Source organism: Vibrio sp. V15_P4S5T153 (genome assembly GCF_963874485.1).
In the GTDB taxonomy this organism is placed as follows: domain Bacteria; phylum Pseudomonadota; class Gammaproteobacteria; order Enterobacterales; family Vibrionaceae; genus Vibrio; species Vibrio anguillarum.
Genome location: NZ_CAWNHR010000020.1, coordinates 278,398 through 300,986, shown reverse-complemented (window position 1 = coordinate 300,986; position 22,589 = coordinate 278,398). Strand labels below are relative to the sequence as shown.

At 44.9% G+C, this 22,589-nt stretch carries 20 protein-coding genes; 6 read left to right on the top strand and 14 right to left on the bottom strand.

The window, feature by feature from the left end:
* Positions 1-15: 15 nt before the first annotated feature.
* Positions 16-1,114 (bottom strand): peptide chain release factor 2 gene (gene prfB / locus AACT42_RS22540; RefSeq protein WP_096000859.1). Its coding sequence is split into 2 segments (ribosomal slippage): positions 16-1,038 and positions 1,040-1,114, totalling 1,098 coding nucleotides; the frame shifts between segments, so codons are not numbered across the junction.
* 170 nt (positions 1,115-1,284) lie between these two features.
* On the bottom strand, positions 1,285-2,598 hold the full coding sequence (gene brnQ, locus AACT42_RS22535; RefSeq protein ID WP_047690133.1) for a branched-chain amino acid transport system II carrier protein: 1,314 nt from the start codon (positions 2,596-2,598) through the stop codon (positions 1,285-1,287).
* Between the two features lie 308 nt (positions 2,599-2,906).
* Between brnQ and AACT42_RS22530 the strand changes: the two genes are divergently transcribed.
* Positions 2,907-3,629 carry a tRNA1(Val) (adenine(37)-N6)-methyltransferase gene (locus tag AACT42_RS22530; RefSeq protein WP_094132018.1) on the top strand — a complete coding sequence of 241 codons (723 nt, stop codon included), beginning with the start codon at positions 2,907-2,909 and terminating at the stop codon, positions 3,627-3,629.
* 92 nt (positions 3,630-3,721) lie between these two features.
* Positions 3,722-4,957 (top strand): ATP-dependent RNA helicase SrmB, encoded by a 1,236-nt coding sequence (gene srmB, locus AACT42_RS22525; RefSeq protein WP_013857603.1) that lies wholly within the window; start codon positions 3,722-3,724, stop codon positions 4,955-4,957.
* A 100-nt stretch (positions 4,958-5,057) separates the two neighbouring features.
* Here the strand turns inward: srmB and prfC are convergent, their stop codons facing one another.
* Positions 5,058-6,647, bottom strand: a complete 1,590-nt coding sequence (gene prfC / locus AACT42_RS22520) for a peptide chain release factor 3 (RefSeq protein WP_026028084.1) — start codon at positions 6,645-6,647, stop codon at positions 5,058-5,060.
* A 222-nt stretch (positions 6,648-6,869) separates the two neighbouring features.
* On the opposite strand from prfC, the gene AACT42_RS22515 reads away from it, so the two are divergent.
* Entirely contained in the window at positions 6,870-8,921 is a 2,052-nt protein-coding gene (locus AACT42_RS22515) for a putative bifunctional diguanylate cyclase/phosphodiesterase (RefSeq protein ID WP_094132019.1), read from the top strand.
* Positions 8,922-8,983: 62 nt separating this feature from the next.
* Here the strand turns inward: AACT42_RS22515 and rimI are convergent, their stop codons facing one another.
* The 4 genes from rimI to ubiT form a co-directional block, all read right to left on the bottom strand.
* Complete coding sequence (gene rimI, locus AACT42_RS22510; RefSeq protein ID WP_094132020.1) at positions 8,984-9,430, bottom strand: ribosomal protein S18-alanine N-acetyltransferase; 447 nt, start codon at positions 9,428-9,430, stop codon at positions 8,984-8,986.
* 4 nt (positions 9,431-9,434) lie between these two features.
* Positions 9,435-9,839 (bottom strand): DNA polymerase III subunit psi, encoded by a 405-nt coding sequence (locus tag AACT42_RS22505; protein WP_094132021.1) that lies wholly within the window; start codon positions 9,837-9,839, stop codon positions 9,435-9,437.
* Positions 9,840-10,100: 261 nt separating this feature from the next.
* A complete protein-coding gene (locus AACT42_RS22500) occupies positions 10,101-10,604 on the bottom strand; it encodes a GNAT family N-acetyltransferase (protein ID WP_094132022.1) in 504 nt (167 codons plus the stop codon).
* Positions 10,588-11,115, bottom strand: coding sequence for a ubiquinone anaerobic biosynthesis accessory factor UbiT (ubiT, locus tag AACT42_RS22495; protein WP_010318913.1), 528 nt, complete (start codon positions 11,113-11,115; stop codon positions 10,588-10,590). The genes AACT42_RS22500 and ubiT overlap by 17 nt, the downstream gene beginning before the upstream one ends.
* 196 nt (positions 11,116-11,311) lie before the next feature.
* Between ubiT and AACT42_RS22490 the strand changes: the two genes are divergently transcribed.
* From AACT42_RS22490 to AACT42_RS22480, 3 genes are all read left to right on the top strand, one after another.
* Complete coding sequence (locus AACT42_RS22490; RefSeq protein ID WP_088728628.1) at positions 11,312-13,360, top strand: bifunctional diguanylate cyclase/phosphodiesterase; 2,049 nt, start codon at positions 11,312-11,314, stop codon at positions 13,358-13,360.
* 101 nt (positions 13,361-13,461) lie between these two features.
* Positions 13,462-14,475, top strand: coding sequence for a ubiquinone anaerobic biosynthesis protein UbiU (ubiU, locus tag AACT42_RS22485; RefSeq protein ID WP_010318915.1), 1,014 nt, complete (start codon positions 13,462-13,464; stop codon positions 14,473-14,475).
* Positions 14,476-14,491: 16 nt separating this feature from the next.
* Positions 14,492-15,370 (top strand): U32 family peptidase, encoded by an 879-nt coding sequence (locus AACT42_RS22480; protein ID WP_026028086.1) that lies wholly within the window; start codon positions 14,492-14,494, stop codon positions 15,368-15,370.
* A gap of 37 nt (positions 15,371-15,407) precedes the next feature.
* Here AACT42_RS22480 and AACT42_RS22475 read toward each other — a convergent pair whose 3' ends face one another.
* From AACT42_RS22475 to rbfA, 7 genes are all read right to left on the bottom strand, one after another.
* Entirely contained in the window at positions 15,408-16,748 is a 1,341-nt protein-coding gene (locus AACT42_RS22475) for an MATE family efflux transporter (protein ID WP_141192820.1), read from the bottom strand.
* Between the two features lie 40 nt (positions 16,749-16,788).
* Positions 16,789-17,199, bottom strand: coding sequence for a MarR family winged helix-turn-helix transcriptional regulator (locus tag AACT42_RS22470; protein WP_094132024.1), 411 nt, complete (start codon positions 17,197-17,199; stop codon positions 16,789-16,791).
* 119 nt (positions 17,200-17,318) lie between these two features.
* Positions 17,319-18,239 (bottom strand): lipoprotein NlpI, encoded by a 921-nt coding sequence (gene nlpI / locus AACT42_RS22465; protein ID WP_303396164.1) that lies wholly within the window; start codon positions 18,237-18,239, stop codon positions 17,319-17,321.
* Between the two features lie 152 nt (positions 18,240-18,391).
* A complete protein-coding gene (pnp, locus tag AACT42_RS22460) occupies positions 18,392-20,518 on the bottom strand; it encodes a polyribonucleotide nucleotidyltransferase (protein WP_017043251.1) in 2,127 nt (708 codons plus the stop codon).
* Between the two features lie 316 nt (positions 20,519-20,834).
* The gene (rpsO, locus tag AACT42_RS22455) at positions 20,835-21,104 is read right to left on the bottom strand and encodes a 30S ribosomal protein S15 (protein WP_010318921.1); all 270 of its coding nucleotides are present in this window, start codon (positions 21,102-21,104) and stop codon (positions 20,835-20,837) included.
* 109 nt (positions 21,105-21,213) lie between these two features.
* Entirely contained in the window at positions 21,214-22,164 is a 951-nt protein-coding gene (truB, locus tag AACT42_RS22450) for a tRNA pseudouridine(55) synthase TruB (protein WP_013857615.1), read from the bottom strand.
* Complete coding sequence (gene rbfA / locus AACT42_RS22445; protein WP_026028089.1) at positions 22,165-22,581, bottom strand: 30S ribosome-binding factor RbfA; 417 nt, start codon at positions 22,579-22,581, stop codon at positions 22,165-22,167.
* Between the last annotated feature and the right edge of the window lie 8 nt (positions 22,582-22,589).

The window sequence follows — 22,589 nt, the reverse complement described above, 5'->3', positions numbered from 1 at the left end:
GTCGGTAAAAAAGCATTAAAGGCCTGATTTCAGGCTTGCTTCAATAAATTTGTCTAAATCACCATCTAATACCGCTTGGGTATTACGGTTTTCAACGCCAGTGCGTAAGTCTTTGATTCGGGAATCATCCAATACATAAGATCGGATTTGGCTTCCCCAACCAATGTCAGATTTTGCATCTTCATTGGCTTGCTTTTCTGCATTCTGCTTTTGTAACTCAAGTTCAAACAGTTTTGCACGCAATTGTTTCATCGCTTGGTCTTTGTTTTTATGCTGCGAACGATCGTTTTGGCATTGAACAACGGTATTGGTTGGAATGTGCGTAATACGGACCGCCGATTCGGTGGTGTTAACGTGCTGACCACCCGCTCCCGAAGCGCGATAAACATCGATACGAAGATCGGCTGGGTTGATGTCGATAGCAATATTTTCATCAATCTCAGGATAGATAAACGCAGAGGCAAAAGAGGTATGGCGGCGGCCACTCGAATCAAATGGGGATTTACGAACCAAGCGGTGTACGCCAGTTTCGGTGCGCAGCCAACCATAAGCGTAATCACCGATAATGCGCACGGTTGCGCCTTTTAGGCCAGCAACATCACCTTCAGACACTTCAATCACTTCAGTCTTAAAGCCTTTCGCTTCTGCCCAACGTAAATACATGCGTAGCAGGATTGATGTCCAGTCTTGAGCCTCGGTGCCGCCCGAACCAGACTGCAGATCAATATAGCAATCTGAAGAATCGTGATCGCCAGAGAACATACGGCGAAACTCAAGCTGTTCAAGCTTAGTTTCCAGCTCATCCAGTTCAGGGCCAATTTCATCGAAGGTTTCTTGGTCTTCGGCTTCAATAGCCAGTTCCAGTAGCCCTTCCACATCATCCACACCTTGATCTAACTGATCAATGGTATCGACAATGGCTTCGAGCGAAGCACGTTCTTTACCTAGCGCTTGTGCACGCTCAGGTTCGTTCCAGACGTTGGGTTGCTCGAGTTCTGCATTCACTTCTTCTAAACGCTCTTTCTTAGCGTCGTAGTCAAAGATACCCCCTCAGGATATTTGTGCGCTCTGACACATCCTGAAGACGGTTTTTAATAGGATTGATTTCAAACATGTTTGCTCAACATTTATGAGTAGAATTTAACCGAAGAATTCTACTTAAAAATGTGACGAAGATACAGGAAAAATTCGTTTGATCTCTTGGAATAAAAGCTGGCGCACGCCTAAAAAAAGAGGCTGAACAATCATGTCCAGCCTCTTTAATGCTTACGGGTAAAAACGCGATTATGCCGCTTCTTTAACCACACTTTGTTGAACGGTAGTTGCAATAAAGAACATGCAAATCATCGCAGCAAGTGTCGGAAGCAACCACCCCATGCCGACCTCAAACAGTGGCAGCATATTGAACGCAGACACATCAACGCCAGCGACTTTTGCCGCGTCGATCAACGCAAAAAGGAAAGAGACAAGCAGCACCACACGGTATGCCACTGCTGGGTTTGGTAGTTTCCCTCTCAAGAAGGTCAACATAATCAAGGCAATCGCAACTGGATAAAGCGCATACAGTGCGGGGATAGAAAGCGTGATCAATTGCGATAAACCAACGTTTGCCACGATAGCGCAAGCAACACCAATAATGATCACCCAAGATTTATACGCAATTGGAGTCAATGTGCAAAAGTAATCTGAACATGCTGAAATCAAACCAATTGCCGTGGTTAGGCAGGCTAGTAGCACGATGACAGAAAGCACGATCTGCCCATAAGGGCCAAACAGCGCTTGCACATATTGGCTAAGCACCGCACCGCCATTTTCTGCACCAAAAGCGACCACAGAGCTTGTCGCACCAAGATAAAACAGTGAAATATAGACAAAAGCTAAACCAACCGCCGCAATGCACGCCGCGCTGATTAAATACTTTGTGGTTGCCGCGCGCTCAGTAATGCCTTTGCTACGCAGTGCATCGACAATTAACATCCCAAACATCAGTGCGCCAAACGTATCCATGGTGTTGTAGCCTTCAAGGAAACCTTTCGTCAACGGCTGAGTCAGGTATTCGCCTTGTGCAGTCACCATCTCACCTTGCGGGTCAACAAAAACCGCAACGGCTAAAATAATTAATCCAACAAATAGAGCAGGAGTTAGCACTTTACCAATGATGTCAATGAGCCGACCTTGAGACCAGGCAAAAAACATCGCAACGACAAAAAAGAGAATCGAAAATAGTGTCAAATGCGATTGTTGCGCATCAATGAAAAATGGTTTCACTGCCATTTCATACGCCACAAGGCCGGTACGCGGTGCTGCAAAGGCAGGACCAATGATGATAAAGATCATCACTGCCATGATAGTTGCAGCTTGTTTAGGCAGATCTTTGGTTAAATGCTCCCAAGAACCACCCGCGACAGCAATCGCAATAATCGTCATCAATGGTAAACCGACAGCGGTAATAAGGAAGCCTGTCATGGCTGGCAGTAAATGCTCTCCAGCAAGTTGGCCAGCGATTGGCGGAAAGATGATGTTACCAGCACCCAAGAAAAACGCGAAAAGCATAAAGCCGACCGCGATAATATCTGTTAGTTTTAACGTCTGCTTCACAGATAACCCTTAATTATTATTTGATAAATGTTGTGTATGCATTGTTGATGAGGTTGAAACCGCATCTAAATCTAAAAATTAAGGGCGAATAATGACGAAACACTCAAGACTTCGCAAGGGCAAAGCAAAAAACGCTACATTAATTTATAATATCGGTGAAAAACCAGTTTAAAACTCTAAATGTTAAAAAATAGAAAGAATGATGTGTTGATCATTTTATCATACACTTTCATAACAGATAGAAGAATAATCCGAACAAATAGATAACAATAGTGGTTATCACTTAATTAGAGCTATATTTTGAAATAATGATGAAAAGTCACACGCCCAAAAATAAGCGTTTCAAATTTAAACAATTTTCCATTGACGGTGGACAAGCGGGAATGCCTGTCAGTACCGATGGGGTTCTATTAGGCGCGTGGGCTTTCACGCACCATCCCAAAACCATTCTCGATATTGGCACTGGTACCGGGTTATTAGCATTAATGTGCGCGCAACGTTTTAGCGATGCACAAATTACGGCCGTCGATATCGATGCCTTTGCCTTTGAAGCGGCCCAATACAACAGTAATGCTTCTTCATGGGGGCAACGCATACAGGTTTTACAAGGTGATATTTTAGACACCTCTTTTACGCCGTCCTTTGATGCAATTATTTGTAACCCACCCTATTTCAACAGTGGTGAACTGTCTCATGATCCCCAGCGAGCTACTGCTAGGCACACCAATCAACTTGCTCATCACGCTTTATTAGTCAGAGCAAAAAGTCTTCTCAACGATGAGGGGCAAGCTTGTTTTATTTTGCCCGTGTATGAAGGGGAACAATTTATCGAGCAAGCACTCACGCTCGGCTGGCAGCTTAAGCGGCGCTGCACTGTACAACCCATAGCACACAAACCCGCTCATCGGCTATTGGTTGAACTAAGTTTAGCCTCGGCTTCTGTGATTGATTCATCGTTGGTCATTCACTCATCAAGTGGTTATAGCGAAGCCTTTATTGCCCTAACTCAAGATTTTTATCTCAAGATGTAGAAATAACATGTGATCCTAATCACCAATCCCCCTATAATGTTCGACCTTAATTTTATAGCCAAATAAGCCTAACGGCTTGTGGAGTACTCACTGTGATCAAAACCTTTGCTGACCTCGATCTTGACCCTTGCATCATTGCGGCCATTGAAGATATGGGCTTTGAACGTCCCACCCAAGTTCAAGCTGAAGCGATCCCACAAGCCCTAGATGGTCGAGATATTCTTGCCTCTGCGCCAACGGGAACCGGTAAAACCGCTGCATTTGTTTTACCCGCTCTACAATATCTTTTAGATTTTCCGCGCAAGCGAGCCGGCCCTGCACGCGTCTTGATTCTGACCCCAACTCGTGAACTGGCGATGCAAGTGGCGGATCAAGCTCGTGAACTGGCGAAGAATACTCGCCTCAATATCGTCACCATCACTGGCGGCGTACAATATCAAGAGCACGCCGACATCTTAGCCAAAACGCAAGATATTGTGGTGGCAACGCCTGGTCGCTTGATGGAATACATTGAAGGCGAGCGTTTTGATTGTCGTGCGATTGAATGGCTTATTTTGGATGAAGCTGACCGCATGCTGGACATGGGCTTTGGCCCAATCGTCGATCGTCTCGCTGCGGAATGTCGCTGGCGTAAACAGACCTTGCTCTTCTCTGCAACGCTGGAAGGTCATGGTGTGGAAGGTTTTACCGCCGATCTCTTAAAAGAACCAGCAACAATCAATGCCGATCCTTCTCGTCGTGAACGAAAAAAAATCACTCAATGGTATCACCGCGCCGATACCATGGTACACAAAGTTGAGCTATTGAAGAAAATCCTCACCGAGCAAGCCGAACGTTCTATCGTGTTTATCAAAACTCGTGAGCGCTTAGCTGATTTGCGTACAGAGCTAGAAAAAGCGCAAATTCCTTGTGCTTGGATTCAAGGCGAAATGCCACAAGATCGTCGCAATAACGCCATTACGCGATTCCGTGAAGGCGCAGTCAACGTACTACTGGCAACCGACGTAGCCGCACGCGGTATTGACTTACCTGACGTAAGTCACGTGATCAACTTTGATATGCCACGCTCAGCGGATGTGTACTTACACCGCATAGGCCGTACGGCTCGTGCTGGTAAAAAAGGCAATGCGATCTCTTTGGTTGAAGCCCATGATCAAGTGATGATGGACCGCGTCGCGCGTTATGTCGATGAGGAGATCAAAGAGCGCTTCATTAAAGATATGCGCCCGCAGCACAAAAAGCCGGTATTCAAAAAGAAAAAGAAAACCGATGACAAAAAAGTCAAAGTGGTTTCCAAGAAGAAGAAAGCGAACAAAAAGAAAAAATAGTGTTCCAATACCACCTATAAAAAAATGCCGATACTGAAATATCGGCATTTTTATCTTTAACGTTTGAAGAGAATGTCACTCTCTTCAAAATCAACAAGGTTTAATGTTCGCGTGTCGCACGGAACTCCACTTCAGGAAAACGCTCTTTGGCCAGATTCAAATTGACCATAGTCGGCGCGATGTAAGTCAGGTTATCCCCACCATCTAGTGCGATGTTACTTTGGTTTTTGCGCTTAAACTCTTCGAATTTTTTATCATCTGCGCACTCAATCCAACGTGCTGTTGCAACGTTAACACCTTCGTAAATCGCCTCGACGTTGTATTCAGATTTTAAACGAGACACCACCACATCAAACTGCAGCACACCCACTGCACCCACAATCAAATCGTTATTTTGTAGTGGGCGGAAGACTTGAACCGCTCCCTCTTCCGACAACTGCACTAAACCTTTAAGCAGTTGCTTCTGCTTCAGTGGATCGCGCAAGCGAATACGACGGAACAGCTCAGGAGCAAAGTTAGGAATACCTGAGAATTTCAACGATTCACCTTGGGTAAAGGTATCACCAATCTGAATCGTTCCATGGTTATGCAAACCGATAATATCGCCAGCATAAGCATTTTCAGCACGAGAGCGATCGCCCGCCATAAAGGTAACTGCATCAGAAATACTCACTTGCTTACCAATACGCACGTGGTTCATTTTCATGCCTTGGGTATAAGTACCCGACACAATACGCATAAACGCAATACGATCGCGGTGTTTAGGATCCATGTTCGCTTGGATTTTAAACACAAAGCCTGAGAATTTCTCTTCCGTGGCTTCAACAATACGCTCATTAGCTTGACGTGGCATCGGCGCCGGAGCCCACTCAGTTAAACCATGCAGCATATGGTCCACACCAAAGTTACCTAATGCCGTTCCGAAGAAAACAGGGGTCAACTCACCTTTTAAAAACAGCTCTTGATCAAATTCATGAGAAGCACCCAATACCAATTCAAGCTCATCACGCAGCTGAGCGGCAAGGTCATCACCCACGGCCTTATCCAGATCAGGGTTGTTGAGGCCCTTAACAATGCGCTCTTCTTGAATAGTGTGACCTTGGCCGGTCGCGTACAGAATCGTCTCATCACGGTGAATGTGGTACACGCCTTTAAACTCTTTACCACAACCCACAGGCCATGAAATCGGGGCGCAGGCAATCTTCAGCTCATTCTCCACTTCATCAAGCAATTCCATTGGGTCGCGGATTTCACGGTCCAATTTGTTCATGAAGGTTACAATCGGTGTATCACGTAAGCGAGTCACTTCCATCAGCTTACGAGTACGATCTTCAACACCTTTTGCTGCATCAATCACCATTAAGCACGAGTCAACCGCCGTCAATGTGCGGTAAGTATCTTCCGAGAAGTCTTCGTGCCCTGGAGTATCGAGCAAGTTAACCAAACAATGATTGTAAGGAAATTGCATCACAGAGGTCGTGACCGAAATACCACGCTCTTTTTCCATTTCCATCCAATCTGATTTAGCATGCTGGTTAGAGCCGCGCCCTTTTACCGTTCCCGCTTTTTGAATGGCATTCCCGAATAGCAGAACTTTTTCAGTAATGGTGGTTTTACCCGCATCCGGGTGCGAAATAATAGCGAAGGTTCTACGTTTAGAAACTTCACTCAAAAAAGGAGTATTTGACATGAAACAGGTCTTCTCAATATGCTGATATAAGGGAGAGCCGAAGCGCTTACGCTGATCAGCAGTTCGATTCAAATTTGCGCGGTATTCTCCCCTATATTTGATCTGGGAGCAACTTTCGTCGCTATACAAATCAACAAGAGAATGACGACCTTTCTATTTGTAATTAAATTATCAATAAATATGAGCTATAACTAAAAAGGGCGAAGAGAATAAGCGAGTATTATGCTGATAACCAAACAAAGAAATTCTCTGGCATTTAAACAAGCCAAAACAGTGTTCCTAGTCTCGGTGATCCTTGGGATAGGCTTTAGTTTGTATCATACTTTGCTCGATCTACACCATGAGCAAGCTCGCATTGAAGATCACTACCGTTTTAAACTGCTGCAAAATTATTCAAATGCCAGCCAGGCTGCTTATCACCTCAACAACTTATTAGCCAATCAAGTCGTCTCTAGCTTAATGGTTGATAATGCCATTTATCATGTTGAAATTATTGATGATTTTGGCGATACACTGGCAAAAAAAAACAGAGAGATTCCAGCGCAGACGGCTTTTATTCGGCTCTTATCGAATTATCTGACACCTGAAATACCCATCTTTAAAACTGACTTGCATCAACCCAATTCGAGTGTGGTGGTAGGTAGCTTAAGTTTTTCCGTCAACGGCTCTTCCATTGCCAAAGAATTTATTGCAAAAACCACACGAGTATTGCTGTTTGATCTCTTTCGAAATGTGTTGCTGACTTCGATCCTTTTAGTCTTTTTTTACTACAAGCTGTCAAAACCCATCACCACGTTAATTTCGTGGGTTCGCTCATTGCAAAACAATCAACGTCCAACACAGCCGCCATTACAACAGCAAAAAAATGAGCTCAGTGAGTTAGCCGGTACTTTCTATACTTTATGGAAAGAGCGAGAGCTCGCGGATGCTAAACTTAACCAATTAGCCTACTACGACACGTTAACTGGCCTTGCTAATCGCAGCTTGCTGCTACAACTGCTCACTGATGCGATTGATAACAGTATTCGCACCCACACTTCTGGTGTGTTGTTTTACCTTGATCTCGACCGTTTCAAAACGATCAATGATTCACTTGGACACACAACGGGGGATCATTTAATCAAAGCTATCGCCATGCGTATGGATGGCTGGCTTAAACACGATTACACCGCCGCACGCATCGGTGGCGATGAGTTTGCGGTGTTGATTCCTCATCTCTCTCGCCAACAAGCAGAGAAGCTAGCTCAGCAGCTTCTGGCTCTGATTTCCAACCCTTACTCGATTGATGACCACCAGCTTTATTGCACTGTGAGTATTGGTATCTCGATTTTTCCGTCAGTGGGCAAAACCAATATCGATGTACTTAGACAAGCCGATACAGCGCTTTACCGCGCAAAAGCGAATGGACGCAATAAATACATGTTTTATGAGCCAGAAATGCAGGCTCAAGTCGAATCGTTTCTGGAAATTGAAAAAGGCCTCCATGAAGCCCTCAATACCCAACAGTTAGAACTCTATTACCAACCTCAAGTCGATGAGCGGCACAATATTGTCGGTGTGGAAGCCTTGATCCGCTGGAACCACCCAACCAAAGGTGTATTGCCACCGGGTGTGTTTATGACCATAGCAGAAGAAACGGGGCAAATTATTCCGATTGGAAACTGGATATTAGAGCAAGCGTGCTATCAATACGCCGCTTGGAAGCGCCAAGGAGTATTACCGCCCCATTTTCGCCGTTTAGCCATCAACATCAGTCCGTTGCAGTTTTCTCAAGATTCTTTTGTTGAACACATTAACCATGCAATGCAGCAAGCAGGTATTACTGGTGAACATCTTGAATTGGAGATTACTGAAGGGCTATTACTGGAAAATGTAGAAAGTGCGATTCAAAAAATGGTGCAACTTAAAAAAAGTAAGCTGAGCATCTCGATTGATGATTTTGGCACTGGTTATTCATCACTGCGTTACCTCAAACTTTTATCGGTGGATGTGCTCAAAATCGATCGTTCTTTTGTCACTCAATTGCATTTAGATGAGAGTGACCAAGCAATTGTGGATACGATTATTATGATTGCGAAACGTTTAAATTTGGAGGTAATAGCCGAAGGTGTGGAAGAGTGCCAAGAACTCGAAACTCTCAAACAATTGGGTTGTGATCAGTTCCAAGGTTACTTATTTGATAAGCCGTTAACCGCTAAGGAAGTCGTCAAGCGTTTTGCAAGCCCATGCTATCAACTCAATGAACATCAAAAAGATAAGGCGCACCAGAAATAGTTCCGAGACGCCTGACCATGAAAAAACCTGAGTTTGCAAACGATCTGCTGATGGAAAATAAGCTACAAAAAATAGTAGCTCATGATGATCGCATCTTCTGATCCTTTCGGAGTGGGATAGTAGTTCACTCGACGATCGAGCTCATTAAAACCCAGCGATTCGTACAAGCTATAAGCGCGGATGTTACTTTCGCGAACTTCAAGCCACGCACTTTCAGCTTGCGCTTTTTCACAGTAAGTTAAGAAAAACTCCATCAACAATTTTCCGTAACCCTTACCTTGCTGCTGCGGATCCACAGCGATATTCAACAAGGTCACCTCTCCAACAATATTCTGTGCATAGAAATAACCGACAACTTTGCCATCAACCAACATAACATGGTGGCATGCACCACGACTCGCCAAGTCGCGTACGAGTGATTCAGCCCAAGGGTAACTGTGAGCTTGCTGCTCAATAGACCAAATAGCATCAAGATAAGGAAGTGATAAAGGCACAACATCAATATTCATGGTTTTATGACTCATAAGAACAAATTTGCTGCCACAACGCCCGGCGCAGCTCGGTATTGCCATCTATCTCAACTAGCGGCGGTGACGTTAACACTTTCTGGGTCAACGGGCTTTCTTTCTTTTCACAGCCTGAAAACCACAACCATTCAATACTGGAGCCTGTGAGTTGGCTAAGAGAGTGAGGCTCAAGATGACACGCCTGACTGATTTCGAGCCCCATACTCTTCAATACTCTTGAAAACAGCAATAGAGCACCTTGTCGCGGGTATTGGGGGGAAACGAGTAATAATCGGCACGTGCTCGGCAGCGTCACCGGATCGGGTTGATAGCCAGCCAGCCACTGTGGATGGATAAGCTCCCAACGCTGGATGCCCATTTCTTGTAAATATTGATTTTCGTGATGTGACATCTGTTTATGACCTCATTGAACATCGCAATCCTAACAAATCAGCGCCAAGACAGAAACCGTTAATCATCCAATGACTCAAGAGCTATGCCCAAACAACTTGAAGTTGCAGATAGGCGGCAAGTGAATTCATCCCCATGAGCCTAGATAAACGATGTGATTGGGGTGAGCGAACGTAGCCAACACCACGGCAGCTTCAAATGAGAAGGGCATAAAAGTAAACAGGGAGCTCTGGGCTCCCTGTTTTGAATAGAAATACGGTGATTAAAGATCGTTGAACTCTGGGCAATACTCAATTAAACCCGCTCGTCCGCTCAATTCGCCGTCGACTAATGCAACGATCTGAAACGCGCCAACTGGAACATCCCAACGACAACGAAAATCAGATTTCGCCGCCTCTTTAAAGCCAAAGCGTTGATAATAATCCGGGTCACCCAAAACCACACAAGCTGGATAATCGAACTCAGCCAAACAGATTAACCCCTCTTTTACCAACGAGGCGGCGACACCTTGATTTCGCCACTCTTTTTTCACGGCCAACGGTGCAAGCCCTTGCCAATTTAAGTCTTCACCATTGAGTAAGACTGGGCTAAACATCACATGGCCAACGACTTCGCCGTCATCATCACAGGCCACTAAAGAGAGCGTCAAATGGCTGTTTTCCCTTAATGTCATGACCAAATTAGCTTCAGCATCTGTCTCAAAGGCTGATTTTAATAAGCGGTCAATCGCTAAGATATCCGCTGGCGCTTCAGTTCGAATAAGCATTCATTACCTCATTTTGTGTCACTGGCGATTGTACGCCCTTATGCACAAAATCTGCTAGCTGATTTATTAACATCTGGAACGGTTTTGGTAAAAGCTCTAGGTCAACACTGTCCATCAGGTTCTTCACCTCTAACCCCAGTTCAGTATCCCCTTCAATGGAGAGTCGACGTTGAAAGAACAGCGTATCAGGATCTTCTTTTCGACCAGCAATCAACACCATATCATTTAGGTTACCGCTAAAGCTGACATCTTCCACTTCCGTCTTATCAGACACAACAAGTTGTTCCGCTTGATAGCTGATATACCAATTCAAATTCAAATCGCGAATTGAAACCTTTAACCATTTCCCATCAAGAAATTCAAAGTCACCTTCTTGCAAAGCCTCATGAAATATAGTTTTCAACCCTTCTAGCAAGGCTTTTTTTTGTACAACTTGCGGTAAGAAGTGGACTGGGGATCGCAAAATTGAAGCGGCGTTTTGAACTAGTTGAGTACGAATCTTGTGAATCACGAGCGTTATCCGTTACTTTGTAATGCAATAGTACCTAATCATAATGGATGTGGGGGTGCAAATTCCTGTGATGCATCAAAAAACGTACATTGTTTGAGAACCTTTTCTAGCTTAGTAATCAAAGTTATAGTTAATGTGTTACTTACGTTGTAACATCCTCATGAATATAAGTGCTCTGGAGAGTGGTAGTAGCTTGATGCCTTCGCAACATTTACAACATTGGTTTGCAAAAATCACGTCGAACAGTCCGTTTTTTTTTGCTGTCTTAAACGATCAACATAACTATGTGATGGTCAATGAGCGCTATTGTGATATTGCAGGTTTGAGCACGACCGAATTGGTTGGAATGAATGACTCACAAATTCTGGGTGAGCATTTCTACCGCCATCTCAAACCCTATTATGAACGGGCATTTCAAGGAGAAACGCTTGAGACCGAACTGACGCTTCACGAGATCGATTTAGAAACGAGTTTGCATTTCTCTTTATCACCTATCATGGGTGATAAAAAAGTCGAAAATATTGTGTTTCACGCCATCGACACCTCCGAAAAACAGATCCTCATTCGCTCATTAGAAGAGTCGGAAAATAAGTTTTCAACCTTGACTAGCTTGCTTCCCGATGGATTGTTGCTGGTCGATGACGACTGCATTATCTCTGCTAACCCCGCATCGGCTCGTTTACTCGGTTTTGAAAATACCTCAGAGCTTCTTGGTGAAGAGCTATCGCGCTTGTTTGTCGATGAAAAAAGTAAAACCGTATTCAGCTCTCCACTTAGTTTATTACTCGCAGGGGCACCATTGGTCTGCCTCACTGGGCCAAAGTGTGGCTTTGAACGTAAAGTTCAACTGCACGCTGGAGCCACCGTCGTGCTGGGCAACAGCTCACAACTGATTTTGATTCAAGATGCAGAAGATGCACCTAAGCAGTTGTCTTCGACTATGCATGCCGATATCCACATTGACTCGCTGACTAACTTGTATAACCGTTTTGGTTTCACTAAACGTTTAGAACAGTTCATTCAAAATGAAACACCCCTTGTGATGCTCTATTTAGACATTGATAACTTCAAAAACATCAATGACTCTTTAGGCCATCATATTGGCGATAAAGTCATTAAAGAGGTCTCAGCACGGCTGAAACGTTTACTACCGCAACAAGCGATTGTGGGCCACCTTGGCGGCGATGAATTTGGACTAATACTGCCTGATCCTGAAAATAGTCGCGCCGCTGAAATGTTGGCTGAACGCATCATTTCTTTGATTAACCAACCGTTTGATCTGCACCATTTCAGTAAACGCTTAGCCTGCTCCATAGGTAGTGTCGCCTACCCTGGTGACGGTAGCGATGCACGCGTATTGTTGCAAAACGCCGATACGGCGATGTATGAAGCCAAAGATCGTGGTAGAAACCGTCTGATTAAGTTCAACGATCAAATGAACAAAGAAGCGCGCATGCGCTTATGGCTTGAAATTGAACTGCAAAAAGCGCTGCAACAAAATGGCCTTGAAGTGTGGTATCAACCGAAAGTAAATGCTCGCGACTTCAGCATCAATGGTGCGGAAGCTTTGGTGCGCTGGAAACACCCTGTGGAAGGGTATATCAACCCGGGCGCTTTTATCCCTGTCGCGGAAAAAGCTGGGCTGATTGAACATTTAGGCCGAGTGGTGATGCGTGATGTCTTCTCGACCGTAAAACGCTGGAAGCTGCAAGGCATTTTACCAGGTCGCGTGGCGATCAATTTATCGCCAGAACAGTTTTGTAACCCGAAGTTGATTGATTATATGGAAAAACTGCTTCGCACCACGGAGCTTGATCCAAACTGCATCACATTTGAACTGACCGAAAGTGCCGTCATGAGCGACAGCGAACACACCTTGCAAATGTTGAACGCGATCAAAAAACTGGGCTTTTCTCTGTCCATTGACGACTTTGGTACGGGGTATTCCTCGCTCTCTTACCTCGCTCGCTTCCCGATTGATGAACTTAAAATTGACCGCGCTTTTATAACGGATATCGATACACTTCCTAAACAAATCACCGTCATTGAAAACATCATCAATTTAGGTAAATCACTCAACTTAACGGTCGTTGCCGAAGGTGTGGAAACCCAACAACAAGCCACGCTACTCTCTAATCTCAACTGTAACTCAATTCAAGGCTTCCATTTTTATCGGCCACAACCAAGGCAGGAAGTAGAAGAGTTATTCGTTCAAAATCGTCGTCATCGTTCTACTCCCAAATAAGTAAATCTCGTTTATTCGCCCCAAACCTGCCTTACATCAAATTTGCTATTCATAATGCTTCATAAAATACCACTACTTTCCCTTAGATATCGTACGGATCAATGGAACTTTTATGTCCTGCAGGTAACCTGCCTGCTCTAAAAACAGCGATCGATTGTGGTGCAGATGCGGTTTATATCGGCTTCAAAGATGATACCAATGCTCGCCACTTTGCTGGCCTTAATTTTGCAGGTAAGAAGTTAGATAAAGCGGTGCAATATGTTCATGATCACCATAAAAAAATTCATGTCGCGTTAAATACCTTCGCCCACCCTAATGGCTTCGAGCGTTGGACTCACGCCGTCGATAATGCCGCCAGTTTAGGCGTGGATGCGTTGATCATCGCCGATATCGCGGTATTGGATTATGCCGCTAACCGATATCCAGATCTGGAACTGCATCTTTCTGTACAAGCCTCCGCCACCAACGTCGCCGCTATCGAGTTTTATAAGCAGAATTTCAATATTAAGCGAGTGGTGTTACCGCGAGTGCTATCAATCCATCAAGTCAAACAGCTCTCACGTAATATGATGAGTGACGTCGAGCTTGAAGTATTTGCCTTTGGCAGCTTATGTATTATGTCTGAAGGGCGCTGTTATCTCTCTTCCTATATGACGGGAGAATCACCCAATACTGTCGGAGCCTGTTCGCCCGCGAAGTACGTCCGCTGGCAAGAAACGGACTCAGGTTTGGAATCTCGCTTAAACGAAATTTTGATTGATAAATACGCAGCCGGAGAAAATGCAGGCTACCCAACCTTGTGCAAAGGTCGTTTTGAAGCGCAGATCGATGGGCAACCTAAACGCTACCACGCACTGGAAGAACCAACCAGTTTAAATACGTTATCACTATTACCAGAACTGTTTGCAGCCAACGTTGCTTCCGTCAAAATTGAAGGTCGCCAACGTAGCCCTGCATATGTGGAGCAAGTGACTAAAACCTGGCGAGCGGCGATTGATCGCTACCAAGCAAATCCACAAGCCTACCAAGTAGAAACGGCTTGGAATACCGCCTTAGCCAACGTTTCTGAAGGCACGCAAACGACACTCGGCGCGTACCATCGCCAATGGCAATAAGAGAATGGAGAAGAGAATGAAATATGCGCTGGGTCCTTTACTCTATTTCTGGCCCAAACAAGAGGTAGAAAGTTTTTATCAACAGGCAATCAATAGCCCTGCTGATGTGATCTATTTGGGTGAATCGGTCTGCTCCAAGCGACGTGAGATAAAACCACAACACTGGTTTGAGATCGCCAAAGCGCTTTCACAAGCGGGTAAACAGGTTGTGATCTCAACCATGGCGCTACTGGAAGCGCCGAGCGAAATCAATGTGATGAAAAAGTATATTGAGAATGGCGATTTTGCGATTGAAGCAAATGACGTTTCGGCGATTCAACTCGCCAGTGAAAAACGCCTTCCTTTTGTGGTTGGGCCCGCCGTGAATGCTTACAACGCGCGCACACTGCAACTGTTCCTAAAGCAAGGGATGATCCGTTGGTGCATGCCTGTTGAACTCTCCCGTGATTGGCTAATCAATGTATTGCAACAATGTGATGAGCTTGGTATCAAAAACCAGTTTGAAGTAGAAGTTTTTAGCCACGGATACCTGCCACTGGCTTACTCCGCACGCTGCTTTACCGCACGGGCTGAAAATCGCGCGAAGGATGAATGTGAGACTTGCTGTATCAAGTATCCAACCGGAATTCAGGTTCACAGCCAAGAAGGCCAAGCGGTATTTAACCTCAACGGTATCCAAACCCAGTCGGGCTATTGCTATAACCTTGCTAATGATTTACCAAGTATGGCGGGATTAGTCGATGTCGTTCGTTTAAGCCCACTAGGTCTTGAGACATTCGAGCATCTGTCGCAGTTCAAGGCCAATGAAAAAGGAGAGCATCCCTCCCCTTTAACCAATCACCAGTGTAACGGCTATTGGCACCAATTACCGGGCCTAGCGATTCAACAAAGCTGAGCGTAGCCTCCCCCTATAGACAAGGGGGAGGCTCTTGTTAAGCGAACACGGTTTGCTTCGCGTTATCACAAGGTAGTGCACGCAAATCTCGCCACAACATCAAACCCACCACCAAACTTAACGCAATATTGGAAATGGGGAAGGCAATCCACACACCAGTCACACCATATAACTTAGGTAACAAATACAAGAACGGTAGTTGGATCGCCATATTACCAATGGTGACAAACATCGCCTTACTGCCGCGATTGGTCGCTTGATAAAAGGCGGCGGCGACAACTAAAAATCCATCCAAAAACAGCGCGAACATATGCAGTTTTAAGCCCAGCACAGCGCTTGCCATCAATTGCGGGTCAGTTGAATTGAAGACCGCAACAACCTGAGTGGAAAACAAGTTCAGCAGCACCACAAAACCCAGCCCGCCAAGCACGGCAATGCTCATTGCAATTTTGAGCAGTTTTCTAATATGAAGATAGTTTTTAGCACCATAATTGAAGCTAACTAACGGCTGCATACCATTCGCGATGCCCTCTGCCGTTAAGTAATAAACCGTGACGATATAGCCTAATATCGCGTATGCCCCAACAAGTACTGCGCTGCCATAGTGAGCAAATAGACTGTTGTGCACCGCTACCATCATCGAACCGTAGGCATACATAAAAAAGCTTGAAGTACCAATCGCAACAATCTTAGGTAACAACGACCATTGCACCCTCATCACCGAGAGTGACAGCTGCAACTTGGCTCGCGTCGAAAAGAAATAGCCTATGCCCAATACAGTCACACTTAATTGTGCGAGTGCCGTTGCTATGGCGGCACCAGTAAGTTCCCAATGTAAAACGGCAATAAACAGATAATCAAAGAGAATATTGATTATCGCACCACTCACCATCAGTAATGTGGCTAAATTAGGGCTGTCGTCGTTTCGTAACAAGAAAGGCATCGCAATAGAGCCAAGCGTAAAGACACAAGCGATCACTAATACCTGCAAATATTGCAAGCCAAGTTCGTAGACTCGTCCTTCAACGCCTTGCCACGCAATGAAATCGTCCGCAAGAAACCATAGAATTGTCGCCACCACGGGAGCTAGCATCACAAGCAACAATAGACCAGTAGCAAGCACTTGCTTAGCTGCAGCTATGTTCCCTTCACCTTGCTTTATCGAAGCCAGAGCACCGGTTCCAACGCCCACCAACATGCCAAGCCCTAAAATAAAGCCAATAATAGGCCACGCAACGTTAATGCCCGCCAATCCCTCAGCACCAACATAATGACCAATAAAAATACCATCCACCACTTGATACAAGCCATTGACTAACATAGCTGCCACGGTCGGAATGGTATAGCGCCAAAATTGGCGGTAAATTGAATTTTTCATAACAGACACCATAGTTAGCAAAGCTAACTATATAAGTAAATTAAAGTAATACTTTGGATAACAACATATTAAAACACAGTGCTTCTTCTTCCGAGAGATGCTTAGTCACTTGCTCTGCGACAACAGCGTACACTTTCGCTTCATCCGCTAAATGCTCACGCGCAGTATCGGTGAGAGAAACTCGGTAAGAACGCGCATCATCTTGGCATTGTGCCGTCTGAGCCAACCCTTTATTTTTAAGCCTTTTAACCATATTTGATACCGATGGTTTACTCACTTCCATCTCATTGGCTAAATCAGTTAAGCGCAGTGGCAAAGAAGAGCTTTGAATCACTTTAAGGTAATCATATTCATTAAAGCTCAATTGTGAAATGGGATCAGCTTTGCTATACCGACGCCAGATTTTGGCACTAAAACGCTCTAATTTTTCTAAGTTAGCTTCTAGTTTCACTGCTTTTCAAATTAAAATGGTTATCAAGGCTAACTATTTTATGGATCTTTAGATCGTTAAGCAACAAAAAAGCCGCTGAAAAAGTCAGCGGCTTTAAGGAAAAGGATATAATAAGGTACTTATTGCTGAGACTCTGGCTGCTCAGCTTTCGCCTTAGCTAAATAGTCGGCTCTTACTTGCTGGAAAATTTTCCCCAATTCAAGATAAGCGTATCGATGCTCAACATATTCGTAGACGTTAAATGACAACGCAAGCTTGTACAAGGCGATCGCGTGCGCGTAATTTCCCTCTTGTTGGTAACGCTTAGCGAGATAAAAATAGACTTCAGTTAAACGCTGTGCTTGTATCGCATTACCGCTGCCTTCTTCTAAGATCATCTTAAAAGCTTGCTCTTCCGATATCTCTTTAAGCGTTAACGCAACCAAGAGCCATCCCCATTGATCATCTCGAACTTGATAGCGATTGAAGAGATCCACACGTGCCTGCAAAGGCTCGCTTTCACTTTGAATAATATATAGCCACAATGCACGAAAGGGATCGCTAGGGTCATGTTGATAATGTGCGCGAATCTCTTCCAGCGCAAGTTCTGTACGGTCGCCGTAATAAAGTGCGATGGCTCTGTTACGCTCAGCGTAAAAATTCTCAGGTTCAAGTTCTAATGTCGAATCAAACGCCTCATAAGCGGCATCAAACTCTGCGACTTGCGTGTAATACACGCCTAATAAATTAAAGATATCAGGCTGCGCCGGGTTAAGCGCGAGTGACTGCTCAAAATCTAAACGTGCTAAAGTGCGTAGCCCAACACTGTCGTAGTTGTTACCACGCTCATAAAACATTTTAGCCCGCACATCATCAGGTAGATCAGTACGTTGTAGCAGTTGCGTCAAACGCGCTATCTGAACTTGTTGCTGTAATGAAGACTGCAATGGCACTGCCATCGGAGGGTATACCCATTGACTTTGATTGCCATGTTGAGTTGACGCGCAGCCCGACATTATCAGTATCAAAGCACTCAATACGGCCGTTGGAAACCATTTCACAAATAAAACTCCTGTGTACCCCAAAGCCCAAGATAAGTGGGTGTATCGCATTAATCTAGGCATGAAAAAGGGAGCGAATAACGCTCCCTTTATATCATGCTTTATGTTGAAAAGGCGACTAAAGCGCCGTGCTTCTCAAGCTTAAAGTGGCCTTATTCAGCCGTTGGTGCTGCAACAACTTCTTCAGCTGGTTTCTCTACCGCTTCTTTCATGCTTAGACGAACACGGCCTTGGCGGTCGATTTCAAGTACTTTAACTTGAACTTCTTGGCCTTCTTTCAAGTAATCAGAGACTTTCTCGATGCGTTGATCCGCGATTTGAGAAATGTGTACCAGACCATCTTTACCAGGAAGAATGTTAACGAACGCGCCAAAATCAGCCAGACGAGCGACCTTACCAGTATAGATAGCGCCGACTTCAACTTCAGCCGTGATCTCTTCAATGCGACGAATCGCTTCTTTAGCTTGAGCGCTATCGGTTGCCGCAATCTTGATTGTACCGTCATCTTCGATTTCGATGGTTGTGCCCGTCTCTTCAGTTAGAGCACGGATCACAGCACCACCTTTACCGATCACGTCTTTGATTTTCTCAGAGCTGATCTTCATGGTGTAAATGCGTGGTGCAAATTCAGAAATCTCAGCACGAGCACCAGAGATCGCTTGATCCATCACAGAAAGGATATGCTTACGTGCACCTTGTGCTTGGTTTAGTGCAATTTGCATGATCTCTTTGGTGATACCTTCGATCTTAATGTCCATTTGCAGTGCAGTGATACCTTGGTTAGTACCCGCTACTTTAAAGTCCATGTCACCTAGGTGATCTTCATCACCAAGAATGTCAGAAAGAACAACGAAATCATCGCCTTCTTTAACAAGACCCATTGCAATACCTGCAACTGAAGACTTGATAGGTACACCTGCATCCATCAGAGCAAGAGAAGTACCACATACCGAAGCCATTGAAGATGAACCGTTAGATTCTGTGATTTCTGATACTACACGAACTGTGTATGGGAACTCTTCCACTGAAGGCATAACGGCAGCGATACCACGCTTAGCCAGTTTACCGTGGCCGATTTCACGACGCTTAGGAGAGCCTACAAAACCAGTTTCGCCCACACAGTATGGAGGGAAGTTGTAGTGTAGTAGGAAGTTATCTTTACGCTCACCTGTTAGCTCATCGATGATTTGAGCATCACGCTGAGTACCAAGAGTAGCGGTTACGATTGCCTGAGTTTCACCACGAGTAAATAGTGCAGAACCGTGAGTACGAGGAAGAATACCAGTGCGTACGTCTAGCGCACGAACCATGTCTTTTTCACGACCGTCAATACGTGGGTTGCCAGCAATAATACTGCGACGTACAACCGTCTTCTCTAGATCGTGGAAGATAGTGTGGATTTCTTTCGCATTTGCTTCAGGATCTTCAGCAAGAATCACTTGGTTTACTTCAGCAGCAATTTCATGAATACGGTCGTAACGAGCCATTTTTTCAGTGATTTTGTAAGCTTCAACAAGCTTAGCTTCTGCTAGTTCAGCGATCTTGCTGTTAAGTACTGTGTTCTCTTGAGGAGCAACCCAATCCCAAGCTGGAGTGGCAACTTCAGCAGCAAATTCATTGATCGCTTTAATCACAGCTTGTTGTTGGTCGTGGCCGTAAACAACCGCTGCTAGCATTTCTTCTTCAGTTAGGTTATCCGCTTCTGACTCAACCATCAGTACCGCGTTGTCTGTACCTGCAACTACAAGATCAAGACGAGATACAGCAAGCTCGGTCATGCTTGGGTTAAGCACTAATTGACCATCAATGTGACCCACGCGCGCCGCGCCAATAGGACCATTGAATGGAATACCAGAGATAGCAAGTGCTGCTGAAGTACCAATCATAGTTACGATGTCAGGTTGAACGTCTGGGTTTACAGACATCACTGTCGCGATGACTTGAACTTCATTTTTAAATGCATTAGGGAAAAGAGGACGAATTGGGCGGTCAATCAGACGCGCAGTCAAAGTTTCGCCTTCTGATGGACGACCTTCACGCTTGAAGAAGCCACCTGGAATTTTACCCGCTGCGTAAGTACGCTCTTGGTAGTTAACAGTAAGAGGGAAGAAGTCTTGACCTTCTACTGCTTCTTTTTTACCAACAACAGAAACGAATACCGCAGTATCGTTCATAGTGACCATAACAGCCGATGTAGCTTGGCGTGCGATAACGCCGGTTTCTAGAGTGACGGTATGATTACCGTATTGGAATGATTTCACTACTGGTTTATCAAACATTGTTTATCCTTGCTCTAGAGTTGCCTCTAGATTGAATGAAATAACACTCAAGACATTACGAATCGCGACTAGTAAAAATAGGCTCTATATCACGGGAAACAAAGCGTTGGGCTTGCCGCTCCCACTGGTATCTGAACGCTACTTTTAATAGCCGCGACCTGCTGGCCGACTTCGGTGACTGTAATGCTATGAGTATGAAGCGTTAAAGTACATACAACACACTTTAACGGCGGGTAGTATAGCGACTTAGGAGAGATTGTGCCAAATTTAGATAACAAAAAAGGGGCTAAAAGCCCCTTTTCTGAACAAACTGATCTTAGCGACGTAGCTCAAGACGTTTGATTAGGTCTTGGTAACGACCTAAATCTTTACCTTTTAGGTAGTCTAGAAGCTTACGACGGCTTGAAACCATGCGTAGTAGACCACGACGGCTGTGGTGATCGCCTTTGTGAGTTTTGAAGTGACCTTGTAGGTGGTTGATAGAAGCAGTTAGTAGTGCTACTTGTACTTCTGGTGAACCAGTGTCGCCTTCGCCACGTGCGTATTCAGCAACGATTGCCGCTTTAGTTTCTGCATTCAGAGACATAATGCTCTCCTAATAAGAGTAAGTTTAAAGGTGTAGCAGCCAATCTCTGATTCAGCCGCTACGCGAAGCCGGGATTATAGGGAAATCCCCAACGTTAAGCAATAGCTATTTAAAGCGACTCTTCGTCTCTAAAAACGACCAATCGCTTAGGCGCAACACGACCATCTTGGTCAATTTCACCCACACCGATAAAGAGTTTCTCTTCACCCATGGTCATGCGCACTGTGCCATCAAGTGGCACACCCAACACTTGCACTGGTTGGCCATGTTGTACCATGTCTGCCAACTCAGGAATAAGGTTAACTTCCGGCAAATCTTGCACCGCACTGTCCATTGGCATCAATAACGAGTCCAACACATTTTTCGGTGCGACATCATCACGCAGCGCCTGTTGCAGCAATGCATCAAGTTGCTCTAAAGTCACCATCTTCTCATATGGGTACTTCGCGACCGCAGTACGACGCAGCATAGTCACATGTGCGCCACAACCAAGCATTTCACCTAAGTCATCCACGATAGTGCGGATATACGTGCCTTTCGAACAGTGCACATCCATTTCAACTTCATCACCTTCGAAACGAATCAATTCAATATCATAGACAGTGATTTTTCGAGATTCGCGCGGAATATCAATGCCTTCACGAGCGTATTCATATAGAGGACGGCCTTGATATTTCAGTGCAGAAAACATTGACGGAATTTGGTCGGTTTCACCACGAAAACGCTCGATGCACTCTCGCAGGGTATTTAATTGCACATTGACAGGGCGTGTTTCCACTACCTCTCCGTCTGAATCAGAGGTATTGGTTCGCTCACCCAGTTTTGCAATGACTCGATAACGCTTATCTGAATCAAGTAAAAACTGAGAGAATTTTGTCGCTTCACCAAGGCAAATAGGCAACATTCCTGTTGCCAAAGGATCGAGCGCGCCAGTGTGTCCGGCTTTTTCTGCAAAATAAATACGTTTTACTTTTTGTAAGGCATCATTCGAGGAGATACCCGTTGGCTTATCCAGTAAAATTACCCCGTTGATTGGGCGACCTTTACGACGACGAGCCATCTATTCATTCCCTTCTTCTGCAGACGCTTCATCTTCACGCCCTGCATCTTTCTGTCTGCGCTTATCATTGCTGACCACTTCAGTCACCAAGTTGGACATGCGCATACCTTCAACCAAAGTATTGTCATAAGTGAAGCGAATTTCTGGTGTCAAACGTAAGCGAATACGTTTGCCAAGCATCATGCGGATATGAACTTCATGCTCTTTTAACGCAGCTAAGCAGCTTTCTGGGGTCTGCTCACCAACGCATAGAAACGTCACAAACACTTTTGCATAAGCAAGGTCACGTGACACTTCGACTTCTGAAATAGTCACCATACCTAAGCGTGAGTCACGGACTTCACGTTGTATGATCATGGCGAGTTCTTTTTGCAGCTGTTGGGATACGCGCTGCGTGCGGCTAAATTCTTTTGACATATCTTTTC